Consider the following 12861-nt stretch of genomic DNA (forward strand, 5'->3'; position numbering starts at 1 on the left):
TTCGGGCGAAATTCGCCCGAGAATTACAAACGAGATTCGTATCTGCGAAGTGTGTAAAGTCTTTTAAGCATTTTTTTGCGAGCCGCAATTTTTTGTTTTTTGCGGATCTCAGTCATAGGCTCGAAATACTTTCTAGCACGGACTTCGGTAACGATAAGGTTACGATCTGTCTGTTTTTTGAAGCGTCTGTAAGCTTCATCAAATGATTCGTTCGGATGCACCTTAACTCCTGGCACGCTCCTCACCACCTTTCGAAAAAAATTAAGCCGTGATTTTAGCCAAAATAAGCTTAAATTTGGCATTAAAATTTGTTTTTATAACTCCAAATTTCGCTTTTTTTCTCTGCGTCTTTTAGCGAAACCTCGAAAATACCATTTTTCTCGCCACTAAATTTGACGCTAGGAAGCAGAAGGAAATCTGGCGAATAAATCGAATTTGCGTGCGAGGCGTTGGATTTTTTAAGCCCGTCATTGCTAAAAACTAGCTCATCGGTGCTAGGCGCGTCGATGACTACGACTTTGCCCGAGTGTATCAGACCTACTTTGAGTTTTTTTCTCAAAAAATCGGTGTTGAAATCGCATTTTTTTTCGCATGAAATTTCGCTAATTCCCACGATTGCGAAGCGGTTTTTTTGCTTTGAAATTTTTTTGGAAGCAAGGAGTTTTTTTGTGCTATCGCTTGCTAGCTTTTTAAGCGTAGCTTCTGAAATTTTAGCGCTTTTTAAATTTTGCTCGCTACTGCTACTTTGCGCGCTAGTTGGGGACTTTTTGGCGATACAGCCACCCAAAAACATAGCTATAAAAACAGCTAAAATCGCAAATTTCAAACCCTTCATAAATTCGTCCTACAAAATAAATTTTATCCGAAATTATACTAAGCCTTGGTTAAATTTAACTTTGTTTTTAAAACTACAAAATTCAATAAATTTTAACTATATCTTGCTATACTTTCGCGTTTCTTTTTTAGGGGGAGTTAATGATAAAAATTATTAAAAGAGATGGTAGTTTTCAAGAATTCAAAGATTACAAAATAAAAGACGCTATCAAAAAAGCCTATGAAAGCGTAGGCGCAAATTTTGATGAAAAAGTCTTCGAAAATGTCCTAAAAACGATTGTTTTCAAAGATAGCCTAAGCGTCGAAGATGTCCAAGACATAATAGAAAAAAAGCTGTTTGAAAGCGGAAATTTCGATGTTTTAAAAAGCTTTATGATCTATCGCCACACGCACAAAATGCAAAGAGAGCATGTCTATGGGCTAGAAGAAGACACCACCTACATAAACTGCACCCAAACCGTTAATGAATATATCGGCAAATCAGATTGGCGAATTTTAGCCAACTCAAACACAAGCTATTCAAACGCAGGATTGATCAACAACACCGCTGGCAAGGTTATCGCAAACTACTGGCTAGACAAGGTGTATTCGCGCGAAGAAGGCGCTGCGCATAGAAACGGCGATTATCATATCCACGATTTAGACTGCCTAACCGCATACTGCGCTGGTTGGAGCCTAAGGGTATTGCTCGATGAGGGATTTAACGGCGTTAGGGGTCGCGTAGAGAGCAAGGCTCCGAAGCATTTTAGAGAGGCGCTTCATCAAATGGCGAATTTCTTAGGAATTTTGCAAAGCGAGTGGGCGGGAGCGCAGGCGTTTTCTAGCTTTGATACCTATCTCGCCCCTTATGTTTTTAAGGATAAATTAAGCGACAAAGAGATCAAAAAGGCAATCACAAGCTTCGTTTATAACCTAAATGTCCCAGCGCGCTGGGGTCAGAGCCCATTTACAAATGTTACAATTGATATGACCTGCCCAGAGGATTTAAAGGCGCAAATCCCTACCTCAAACCAACACCACCTTTTTGAGGGAATCGATGATGAGGAGCTGTTGCAAAGGGCAAAAGAGCGTGGCAAAAACTCACTTATCGAGCTTACTTACGGCGATTTTGAGCCAGAGATGAGACGCATTGTTATCGCATTTTACGAGGTTTTGACAGCTGGCGATAAATGCGGTCAGCCATTTACCTTCCCGATTCCTACCGTAAATATCACCCAGGATTTCGACTGGGACAGCGACGCAGCAAATGCAGTGTTTGAAAACACAGCCAAAATCGGATCAAGCTATTTTCAAAATTTCGTCGGAAGCCAGTATATCACGGACGAAAACGGCAACAAAGTCGAAAATCCAAAAGCCTACAAACCGGGCGCAGTTCGCTCGATGTGTTGCAGACTGCAACTAGATCTTAGAGAGCTTTTAAAGCGCGGTGGCGGGCTTTTTGGCAGTGCTGAGATGACTGGAAGTATCGGCGTGGTAACGATAAATTTAGCCCGCCTTGGATACCTTTACAAAGGCGATAAAGAGGCGCTTTACGCTAGGCTCGAAACGCTTTTGCAGTTAGCAAAAAGCACTTTGGAGAAAAAGCGTGTGTTTGTAAAAGAGATGTTCGAACGCGGATTGTATCCATACACCAAGCGCTATTTGCCGGGCTTTAACAACCATTTTAGCACCATTGGCATTAACGGCGCAAACGAAATGATTAGAAATTTCACAGATGATAAAGAGGATATTACGACCAAATTTGGCCGTGAATTTGCGCTAGAATTGATCGAGTATTTGCGCCATAAAATTCGCCTTTTCCAAGAAAACACAGGAAATCTATACAACCTCGAAGCAACGCCAGCGGAAGGCACCACATATCGCTTCGCCAAAGAGGATAAAAAACGCTACCCAGATATCATACAAGCGGGCTTTGGCGAAAATATCTACTACACAAACTCGACCCAAGTCCCAGCAAGTTTTAGCGACGATCCGTTCGCGGCGCTGGATATGCAAGACGAGCTACAAAGTAGCTACACAGGGGGCACGGTGCTTCATTTGTATATGAAAGAGCGCATTAGTTCAGGCACAGCGTGCAAGAAATTTATCAAAAATGTTATTAGCAACTACAAACTCCCATACATTACGATTTCGCCTGTATTTAGCGTCTGCACGAAGCATGGATATATCGCAGGCGAGCACGAATACTGCCCGAAATGCGACGCTGAGTTAATGGCGGAGTATGAGAGCAAGGGTGCTTGAAATTTGAAATTTGAAATTTAAATAAGGAGCAAAAGATGGAATTCCCAAAAGAGTTAGAAAAAAAACGCACAAAATGTGTAGTTTATACCCGTGTAATGGGGTATTTGCGCCCTGTGGAGAGCTTCAATGTAGGCAAAAAGGGCGAACACAAAGAGAGAGTGTTTTTCGACGAAAATAAGGTAAAATTCGAAGAAAAATAAAATTTGCTAAATTTCGCCAAATTTAGCGTGTTTAAATTTGGCGAAATTTTAAAATTCACAATTATGCAAAATTCTGAAATTTACCATATCACGCCATTTACGATGACAGATTTCCCTGAGCGGCTCTCGGCTATTGTGTGGTTTGCGGGGTGTAATATGCGATGCCGGTATTGCTACAACCCGAGCGTCGTGCGTGGCGAGGGCAAAATCAGCGAAGATGAGCTATTCGCGTTTTTGCGCTCGCGCGTAGGTAAGCTAGAAGCCGTGGTGTTTAGCGGGGGCGAATGCACCTGCGCTAAGGGATTTATGCAAATTTTGCAAAAAACGAAAAATTTGGGTTTTGAGGTCAAAATCGACACAAACGGCTCAAATCCACAAATCATACAAAACGCCGTAAATTTGGGCTTAGTCGATTTTGTCTCGCTCGATTTTAAGGCGCATGAGGCTAAATTTAGCTTTATCACAAAATCAAATTTTTACGAAAATTTCCTTCAAACTTTGAAATTTTTATTATCCACAAATTTTGCTTTTGAGGTGCGAACTACTGTGCATAGCGATCTTTTAAGCGCAAGCGACATTTCGCAAATGGCGCAAATTTTGCACGAGCAGGGATACACGGGCGAGTATTTTTTGCAAAATTTCCTTGATACTGGCGAAAATTTGGGCGGTCTTGGCGCGCCAAAGCAAAATTTCGACCCCTCTAAGATAATCTCGCCTCTAAAAATCTCTCTTAGAAATTTCTAATTTGTATTTTGCTAGAATTGCGAGTTAAATTTCAAAAAAAGGCAAAATTATGGATAGAAAAAAAATCTACAACCCTTTTTCAGACGAAACTCTCACCAATCGCAAGGTCTTCAACGGCAATCCGCACGGAATACTAAATTTCACCAAGGCAAAATACCAATGGGCGCTCAAACTCTGGGACATTATGGAGGCAAACACCTGGTTTCCAAAAGAGGTTGATACGACTGATGATGTGAGGGATTATAACTTCAATCTCACAACCGCCGAAAAACGCATGTATGATTTGGTATGGAGTCAGCTAATCTCCATGGATAGCTTCCAGACAAATAATCTAGCTGATAACATAAATCCTTATATAACAGCCCCTGAAATCAACGCTGTGCTAGCTCGCCAAGCCTACGAAGAGGCAAATCACAGCAAAAGTTACGCGGTAATGGTCGAGGCGATTTGCGAAAATACTGATTTGATTTATGAAATGGAAAAACACGATGATGTTTTGCGCGAGAAAAACGCCTATATTTCGAGCGTGTATGAGGAGCTAGCAGGCGAGGTTACGGACGATAAACTGCTTTTAGCCATGGTTGCGAATCAAATTTTAGAGGGCATTTATTTTTACAGCGGATTTACTTCGATTTATGCCTTGGCGCGTGCTGGCAAAATGCTTGGTTCAGCGCAGATGATTAGATTTATCCAAAGAGATGAAATCACGCACCTACTACTTTTCCAAAACATGATAAACTCTGTGCGCAAGGAACGACCTGATCTTTTCCACGAGAAAAATATCAGCAAAATTTACGAAATGTTTGAAACAGCTGGAAATTTGGAAATCAAATGGGGCAAATATATCACAGATAACCAAATCATGGGCTTTACAGACGATATCATCGAAGAATACATACACTACCTAGTCGATCAACGATTGCTTGCGATTGGTTTAGAGAAAAAATACGGCGCCTCTCACCCGATAAAATGGGTCGATGATTTCTCTAAATTTAACGATCAAAAGTCAAATTTCTTTGAAAGTAAGGTTACGAATTATTCAAAAGGAAGTTTGAGTTTCGACGATTTCTAGGGAGTTTGGCGGTTGAACCCAGCCTAGCTTTTTTGCGTTGCGAACTCGGGCAGACGACTTAGTCTAGCCCTTCGTCCGCCCCGCAAAAAATCGTCGGCATTCGTAGTTCATTTTAAAATAATGGAGAAAATTTTGGATAGTTTAGAAAAACTTCGTTGCGAAAAAATGGCGGAGGAAATCGCTGATAAAATCGCGATTTCGCCAGCGCTTTATGACGCATTAAAAAGCGTATCTCGTAGCGAGTTTGCCCCATTTAGCGCGCATGCTTTTAGCTTAAATGCGCAACCGATTTTGGCGTCTCAGTGGATTAGCTCTCCGCTAACTGTGGCTAGAATGAGTATGGCGCTTGACATTGATGAGAGCGTAGAAAATGTCCTAGAAATCGGCTGTGGGAGCGGGTATCAGTCTGCGATTTTGGCATATATGGTGCGTAGGGTTTTTGCCGTGGAGCGCGTAGAGAGGCTAGTGGGCGAGGCGAAAAAACACTTCGCAAATTTGGGTATTCGCAACATAAATCTCCGCCACGATGACGGCAATGTGGGCTGGCGCGAGTTTGCGCCTTATGATAGGATACTGCTCTCAGCCTGCGCGTCCAAAATTAGCGACAGGCTCTTCGCTCAGCTTAAAATTGGCGGTATTTTGGTGGCTCCCATGAGTATTGACGGAGCGCAATATATCATTAAATTTCATAAAATTTCGCCTAGCGAGATAAGCCAAGAAAATTTGGGTGCGTGCGAATTTGTCCCGCTGATTTCGGGCATACAATAAGTTTTATTTATTATTTATTTAAATTTAGGTATCTTGCGAGGTTTTATTTATCTTAAAAGGAAAAGTCCATGCAAGATTTCACAAAAGAGCAAATTACCGCGCTTGCTAGCGATTGGAAAAATCATAGCAAAAACCAGTATTGGGTCAAAAAACACCTAGCCATTTCAAAATATTTGCAAACTTTAAAGCACAATTTAAATAGTTTCGATGATTTTGAGAGCGATTTTTTGTCGAATTTATACATAAATTTCAGCGACGGAAATTTAAGAAGCGACAAAATTTTAAGCTTCGGTGAGAAATTCCCGCATGCTGAGTATTTTTTTATGGAGCAGTTTTTTGACGCGAATATCGGTGCGTTTTATTACGATTTTGTTTTCAAAGATCGCATTGCAGCCAAAAAAGACCTTTTCCCAAAAACAGCCGCGACTAGCGTCGAGAGCGTGCTTAGCGGTGAGGATAAAGATGTCGTCTCACTCTACATTTTCATAGAAAATATAATCAAAAATTTCAATATGGCGACGCAAGAACGCCTTCAACGAAACGAATTTAAGCAAAAAATCATAAATTTTTACGACACGATGTATAGGCTATTTATCAGCATCGATGCGAATTTAGCCAGCGAATTTTTTGATATTTGCTTGCATAATCAGCCTTTTGTCGTAATTGAGTTTTTAAAAGCCACGATGAAGGCGGACAATTTTTTCTTATTAGAGCATTATTTAGGCGACGAGGGTTCGCTGAATTTAGGCGTGGGTGCGGGCGCGGACTTAGAGCAGGCAAGCCCAGAAAAACTCTACTTGCTAGCTAGTATTTTCACTCAGGCTAACGACGAGCTTCCGACATTTTTATACACAAATGAAAGCGTGAATTTGCTAAATTCGCTCTACACCATGCAAATCGAGAATTTCTCCGATTTTTACGAGGCTAGCGCGAAATTTATGAGCGAGTTCGAACCATACCCTGCCCAAGCTCCATATAACGCCAAACCGGTCTATGCTTCGCTATTTTTCGAGTATTTGCAAAATTACAAAAGCGAGGAAGTCGCCAAAAATACTATATTTTTCGGCGCAATCGGCTCAGGAAAAACTAGAAGAATTCGCGCATTAATCAAGGATAAAAAATTAAGCCCTAGCCATTTTTGCTACCTTAGCTTCCATGAGAGCTTCTCATATAGCGATTTTATCGATGGTTTCGTGGGAGATAGGCTAGTAAATGGCGAATTTAAGGCGCTTTGCAAAAAGGCGCTAAAAGATCCAAAAGGCGAGTATTATTTGATAATCGATTCCATTGATAGTGGAAATTTCGATGAAATTTTTGGCGAGAGCATTGCGCTTTTGGAGCGCAGATATGACGAAAACGACCCGCTCTCTATCATCCGCACCAAAAACTCGCACTTCATCGACACCCTTGATGAGGCGGAAATGGAAAAATTCAGCGTGATCGTTAAAGACAATAAATCCTATTTCGCCGTGCCAAAAAACCTCTTTATCATCTGCGCAGCAAATGTCAATGACACCCAAATTTCCCCGTCCAGCGCGAAAGCATTTCGCTGGATCAAATGCGAGTGCGATTATGGCGTGCTCGAAGACTTTTTAAACGACAACCATGTCGCTAACGCCAAAGCCACAGTGGCTGTGTGCCACGCGCTAAACGATTTCATGGGCAAGGAAGCACGCTTTGGCAACGAAATCGGACATGGTATTTTCATGGGGCTAGCAAGGTATGCGAGCAATGAGCAGATCACCCAAGAGGGCTTAAACGCCTTTTTTACCGAGGTTTTGGAGCCGATTTATAAATGCGGTTATCAAAAAATCGATATTGCAATGGCAAAACAAATTTCATCTGCAAAAGATGTGTTTAAATTTTAAATTTACGGGGTAAAACCCGTAAATTTGAGTGTTTTTATAAAATTTAGTAGTTTAAATTTAAAGCAAAATTTTCAAAATAAATTTCACCCCAAAATACCTGCGCCGCGCAGTTTTTGCGAGCGAGAAGCAGCGTAAATTCGCTCGCCCTTTATCAAATCGTATTTCCAAATCGGCGCATTTGCCTTAAAATCCTCGACAAAATCGTTTATTAAAGCAAGAGCGAACTTGCGCTGTGGGCTTAGCACGCCCGCGATATATGAGCTTTCATGCACGCTCACATCGCCTTTTGAGTGCGCGAAAAAGACCTGCGCGCCAGATTGTTGCGCCTTTGTTTGCCACGATTGAAACCACGAGCGCAAAATCGGCTCGTATATATCAAAACTAAGTCCGCTAATGCCGTCTTCATCGCGCACAATGCCGATAAAAGTAATCAGCGCACCGCAGTTTGCGCCTTTGTAACGCTCATACCATGAATTCGAAATCGCAGGGATATCAAGCGCGCCATCGTGCAAAGAAAAATTGCCAGCAAATTTCATCTCAACCCCCACAAACCGGTGGCAAAAGGCTGATTTTATCGCCGTCTTTAAGCGCGGTATTTAGTTCATAGACCATTTTGTCATTTACAGCCACGGCGCAGCTAGATAGCCACTCTTTTAGCGAGCTATCTTTGCTTAAAATCTCTTTTACTTCGCTTAGCGTTTTGGCGTCAAATTTCATCGGCTCTTTGCCGATTGGACCTAAAAATTCCACTTCTACCATATCTTTCCTTTGATTTAAAATTCGGCGATTTTAGCCAAAATTTTATAAAATTTTATATAATTAAAAAATTTTACAAAAGGATTTTTATGAAAATTGATGAAATTCAAACCCCAGCGTATGTGTGCGAAAAATCGAAATTGCGGGCAAATTTAGCCCTTTTGCAAAGCGTGGGCGAGCGAAGTGGGGCAGTGGTTTTGTGTGCGTTAAAGGGCTTTGCGTTTAGCCTTAGTATGCCTTTGGTGAAAAAATACCTTTCAGGGGCTACTTGCAGTGGTCTGCACGAGGCGAAATTCGCTAGGCAAATGCTTGGAGCGGGCGCGCAGGTGCATACATACTCGCCAGCTTTTAAAGAGTGCGATATGGCTGAAATTTTATCCCTTAGCGATCATGTGGTTTTCAATAGTGCCTCTCAGTGGCGAAAATACCGCGCGCAGGCGATGAGTGCGGGCGTGCAATGCGGGCTTCGCCTAAATCCGCAAACTTCTTTTGCACCCAAAGACGCTTACAATCCGTGCGGTAAATTTAGCCGTTTGGGTATGACACTGGACGCACTAAACCGCGCTATTAGCGAAGAGAGCGGGTTTTTAGAGGGGATTAGTGGATTTCATTTTCATGCACTTTGCGAGGAGGGTGCGGAGAATTTAGAGCGCGTTTTAGAGGCGTTTGAGGCGAAATTTAGCAAATATTTTGGTGTGATTAAATGGCTAAATTTCGGTGGCGGACACCATATCACGCGCGAGGGATACAATGTCGAATTGCTAATTAGCTTAATCAAAAAATTCCGCGAAAAATACGGCGTGGAGGTATTTTTAGAGCCGGGCGAGGCTGTGGGCTGGGAGTGCGGATATCTAGTCGCTAGCGTGCTTGATATCGTTGAAAACGACGCAAACATCGCGATTTTGGATACTTCGGCTGAGGCGCACATGCCAGATACCGTGCTTATGCCATATCGTCCTGCGGTGCGTAATGAGAGCAAAGAGGGCAAATTCGTCTATCGTTTCGGTGGAAATACCTGCCTAGCTGGCGATATTGTAGGCTTGGAAGCAGGTGAGCCAGAGTATAAATTTGACAAACCTTTACAAATCGGCGATAGGGTGATATTTGAAGACCAAATTCACTACACGATAGTCAAAAACACGACCTTTAACGGTATAAAATTGCCAAATTTAATAATGGTAGATGAGAGCGGAAATGTCGAGGATATGATAGAGTTTGGTTATGAGGAATTTAGGCGAAGAAACTAATAAAATTTTCTAAGCCATAATTTGGCTTAAAACGCTATAATCCCTAAATTTTTGTGTCAAGGAAATATATGAAGAAGTTCTTTTGTGTGCTTTGCGCCTGTTTGGGCGCGTATGCCGAGGACCGACCATATGCACAGGTTGTGCAAACTAGTGGGAATAATGTGTGGGGGAAAGCCCGACTAGAAAACATAAATTTATACGAAGACGGCCTAGCACCGCTTTTTGTGCAATTACAAAGTTCAGGATTTTTTGCATGGCTAGCTTTTGGGGCTGTGCTTGGTGTTTTGGTGGCGTTTGTTGGACATTATTTGATTGTAGGCGCAAAACACTTTGATCATCACGCTGGTAAGCCAGTTTATGCTTTTAGTTTATTTGAGCGTGGATTTCATTTTATTGCAGCAATTTCGTGGGTGATTTTGGTTCCAACTGGACTGATTATGATGTTTGGTGAGAGTTTTGGTGGTGGAACTTTTGTGAGATTATGTAAAAACGCTCATGGTATTGCTACCATAGCTTTTGCAATTGCTGTAATTCCGATGTTTTTATCATGGTTTTGGCGTATGCTTCCTAGATTTTATGATATTAAATGGATGCTTATTGTAGGTGGATATTTGAGCAAAAACAAACGCACAATCCCTGCTGGCAAATTTAACGCTGGACAAAAATCGTGGTTTTGGGTCGCTACACTTGGTGGTATGGTTATGATAGCTACTGGCGCAGCTATGTATTTTCTGGATTTTAATGCCCCTGTTGTAAATGGCGCAATGGGTGGCGTGAGCCAAATCGAAGTTTTGCGTGCTAGTGTCATCGTGCATAATGTGCTTGGTGCAGTTTGTGCTGTGTTTTTGTGTGTGCATATTTATATGGCTGTGTTTGCGATCAGCGGAGCAATCCACTCTATGATTGATGGACACAAACCAGAAGAAGAAGTTTATGTGCTCCACCACTACTGGTATCGCGAGCTTTTGGATAAAGGAAGCGTGGCGAAATCGCAGTTTGAGGAAAAATATCCTCGTTTATAAAATTTGAGCGAGGATTTTTCCTCGCTAGCTTTGCGTGTCAAAGATATTTTTTTAAGGATTTAATTTGCAACTAGATTGTCGAAATTTATCGTGCCCCGAGCCACTTTTGCTTACCAAAAAAGCCCTAAATTCGCTAAAAATCGGCGAAAATTTGGAAATTTTGGTTAATGATATCGCACCCAAAGAAAACATAAAACGATTTTTGCAAAAAAACGGATTTGACGCGCAAATCAGCGAAAATGGCGGTGAAGCCACGATTTCGCTTACCAAAACCGATGAGCTAAAAGATGAGAGTTTGGACGATATTTTTTGTGATACGCCAAATTTCGCTAAGCCAAAGGTAGTGTTTTTAAACGAAGAAAGTTGCGGTTCTGGCGCAGTCGGCAAGGCGCTTTTGGCTAAATTTTTGGGCGCGTTATTAAATTTAGAGCAAAAACCAGCCAAAGTCATTTGCGTAAATAACGCCGTATTTATCACCACGAATCGCGCTCACCCAAGCTTTGAAGCATTAAAAAATTTAAGCGAGGCGGGCGTGGAAATACTAAGCTGCGGAAGCTGTTTGGAAAGCTATAAATTAGTCGATAAGTTAGCTATTGGCGAAATTTCAAACGCTTATGAGATTATGGAAATTTTATCAAAATACGAAGCTATAAAACTATGATTTATCGTGATTTTAACCTTACGAAATTTATCAGCGCAGCGGGTTGAGCAGCCAAGCTGGACCCGGCGGGTCTAACGAAAAACCTTGGAAGCCTAATCGCGCCCGATGCAAATTTACTATCGTCGATTGATAGTAATGAGGACGCAAGCGTCTTTCGCATAAGCGAGAGCTTGGCGCTCGTGCAGACGCTCGATTTCATCACGCCGATTGTCGATGATCCATATATTTTCGGCCAAATCGCCGCGGCAAATTCGCTCAGCGACATCTTCGCAATGGGCGCAAAAGTGATAAACGCTCTAAATATCGTTGGATTTGATGATTGTCATTTTGGTGATGAAATTTTGCAAGAAATTTTAGCTGGGGGCAAGAGCAAAATCAGCGAGTGCGGTGGCGTGCTAGTGGGCGGACACACGATAAAAACGAAAGAAATTTATTATGGATTAAGCGCTACTGGCGTGGTTGAGCCGGGGAAATTTTGGTCGAATAACACTGCGCGTGAAGGCGATTTGCTCGTGCTGACAAAGGCTATTGGCACTGGCATAATTTCGACGGCGATAAAGGCGAAATTTTTAAAATTCGCTGAATTTCGCGACGCAATCGAGAGTATGATTAGGCTAAATTCATACGCTCTGGGTGCGCTTAGTGGGCTAGAAATACACGCTGCGACCGATATTACCGGCTTTGGGCTTTTAGGACACGCGCTAGAAATGATAAATGAAAATATCAGTTTTGAAATTTTTGTGCGTGAAATTCCGCTTTTTGCAAGCGTGCAAAAGTGCCTAGATGAGGGGCTAATCCCTGGCGGAAGTTATAGAAATTTGAAATTTATCGCTCCGTTTTGTGATAAAGAAGCGCAAGTGATTTTAGCCGATGCGCAAACTAGTGGCGGGCTTTTGCTCGCTATAAGTGAAAAAGATGTTGCCGTGGCAGTGCGAAATTTAAAAAATGCAGGATATGAAAGTGCCACTATCGTGGGTCGCATCGTAAAACGGGCAGAAAATAAAATTTTGATTAAAGATTAAATTTTAAAATTTCAAAAATTTTTTCTAGTTTTAATCTCTTTTTAAGCAACCCTTGAATATAATCCACTTTCCGTTTTTGAAATCTAACTTCTGTTATTTTCCAATGCGTGTTATTTTATTTATTATTGTCAAAAACTATCTTTTAGTCAATCTTTGAAATCTAAACAAGTGATCGATTGAGCTGGGGACAATTTTTATAATTGTCAAATTTAAAAGTTACAAACAATTAAGTTTTTAGATTAAAAACTTCATAAATTGAATTTAAAAGATAAAAAGTTTCTTTTTATCTTTGATATGTTTTTTATGGAGAGTTTGATCCTGGCTCAGAGTGAACGCTGGCGGCGTGCCTAATACATGCAAGTCGAACGGACAAGTAAGAGCTTGCTCTTATGAGTTAGTGGCGCACGGGTGAGTAATGTATAGTTA

Annotated in this window: 14 protein-coding genes and 1 rRNA gene; 11 read left to right on the plus strand and 4 right to left on the minus strand. The window is 41.6% G+C overall.

All coding sequences use genetic code 11. The annotated features are described in order from the left end of the window. Positions 1–23 precede the first annotated feature (23 nt). Both rpsU and OFO10_RS07250 read right to left on the minus strand, forming a co-directional pair. A complete protein-coding gene (gene rpsU, locus OFO10_RS07245; RefSeq protein ID WP_270858142.1) occupies positions 24–236 on the minus strand; it encodes a 30S ribosomal protein S21 in 213 nt (70 codons plus the stop codon). Between the two features lie 65 nt (positions 237–301). Further along, positions 302–835, minus strand: coding sequence for a hypothetical protein (locus OFO10_RS07250; RefSeq protein WP_270866673.1), 534 nt, complete (start codon positions 833–835; stop codon positions 302–304). Between the two features lie 140 nt (positions 836–975). Here OFO10_RS07250 and OFO10_RS07255 point away from each other — a divergent pair, with 140 nt between their 5' ends. The 6 genes from OFO10_RS07255 to OFO10_RS07280 all read left to right on the plus strand — a co-directional run bounded on the left by OFO10_RS07255 (position 976) and on the right by OFO10_RS07280 (position 7727). Next, positions 976–3075, plus strand: coding sequence for a ribonucleoside triphosphate reductase (locus OFO10_RS07255; protein ID WP_270862615.1), 2100 nt, complete (start codon positions 976–978; stop codon positions 3073–3075). Positions 3076–3110: 35 nt separating this feature from the next. Then, the gene (nrdD, locus tag OFO10_RS07260) at positions 3111–3275 is read left to right on the plus strand and encodes an anaerobic ribonucleoside-triphosphate reductase (RefSeq protein ID WP_270858139.1); all 165 of its coding nucleotides are present in this window, start codon (positions 3111–3113) and stop codon (positions 3273–3275) included. 63 nt (positions 3276–3338) lie between these two features. Further along, on the plus strand, positions 3339–4019 hold the full coding sequence (locus OFO10_RS07265; protein WP_270866680.1) for an anaerobic ribonucleoside-triphosphate reductase activating protein: 681 nt from the start codon (positions 3339–3341) through the stop codon (positions 4017–4019). Between the two features lie 49 nt (positions 4020–4068). Further along, positions 4069–5091 carry a ribonucleotide-diphosphate reductase subunit beta gene (locus OFO10_RS07270; protein ID WP_270862616.1) on the plus strand — a complete coding sequence of 341 codons (1023 nt, stop codon included), beginning with the start codon at positions 4069–4071 and terminating at the stop codon, positions 5089–5091. Between the two features lie 132 nt (positions 5092–5223). Further along, on the plus strand, positions 5224–5859 hold the full coding sequence (locus tag OFO10_RS07275) for a protein-L-isoaspartate(D-aspartate) O-methyltransferase (protein ID WP_270866674.1): 636 nt from the start codon (positions 5224–5226) through the stop codon (positions 5857–5859). 68 nt (positions 5860–5927) lie between these two features. Further along, entirely contained in the window at positions 5928–7727 is a 1800-nt protein-coding gene (locus tag OFO10_RS07280) for a hypothetical protein (protein ID WP_270866675.1), read from the plus strand. Positions 7728–7810: 83 nt separating this feature from the next. Here OFO10_RS07280 and OFO10_RS07285 read toward each other — a convergent pair whose 3' ends face one another. Together OFO10_RS07285 and OFO10_RS07290 are read right to left on the minus strand one after the other, a co-directional pair. After that, on the minus strand, positions 7811–8263 hold the full coding sequence (locus tag OFO10_RS07285) for a molybdopterin synthase catalytic subunit (RefSeq protein WP_270866676.1): 453 nt from the start codon (positions 8261–8263) through the stop codon (positions 7811–7813). Position 8264: 1 nt separating this feature from the next. After that, positions 8265–8486, minus strand: coding sequence for a MoaD/ThiS family protein (locus OFO10_RS07290; RefSeq protein ID WP_270858133.1), 222 nt, complete (start codon positions 8484–8486; stop codon positions 8265–8267). A gap of 86 nt (positions 8487–8572) precedes the next feature. Between OFO10_RS07290 and nspC the strand changes: the two genes are divergently transcribed. From nspC to OFO10_RS07315, 5 genes are all read left to right on the plus strand, one after another. Beyond that, on the plus strand, positions 8573–9730 hold the full coding sequence (gene nspC, locus OFO10_RS07295; protein ID WP_270866677.1) for a carboxynorspermidine decarboxylase: 1158 nt from the start codon (positions 8573–8575) through the stop codon (positions 9728–9730). Between the two features lie 68 nt (positions 9731–9798). Next, on the plus strand, positions 9799–10752 hold the full coding sequence (locus OFO10_RS07300) for a formate dehydrogenase subunit gamma (protein ID WP_270865263.1): 954 nt from the start codon (positions 9799–9801) through the stop codon (positions 10750–10752). A 64-nt stretch (positions 10753–10816) separates the two neighbouring features. After that, on the plus strand, positions 10817–11413 hold the full coding sequence (gene yedF / locus OFO10_RS07305) for a sulfurtransferase-like selenium metabolism protein YedF (RefSeq protein WP_270866678.1): 597 nt from the start codon (positions 10817–10819) through the stop codon (positions 11411–11413). Beyond that, positions 11410–12435: a selenide, water dikinase SelD gene (gene selD, locus OFO10_RS07310; protein WP_270866679.1), complete on the plus strand. Its 1026-nt coding sequence runs from the start codon at positions 11410–11412 to the stop codon at positions 12433–12435. Before yedF ends, selD begins: the two co-directional genes overlap by 4 nt. Positions 12436–12735: 300 nt before the next feature. Continuing rightward, positions 12736–12861: ribosomal RNA gene (locus OFO10_RS07315) — 16S ribosomal RNA — on the plus strand; the annotation flags it as partial.

The sequence above is a fragment of the Campylobacter sp. VBCF_06 NA8 genome (genome assembly GCF_027737825.1).
Classification (GTDB): Bacteria; Campylobacterota; Campylobacteria; order Campylobacterales; family Campylobacteraceae; genus Campylobacter_B.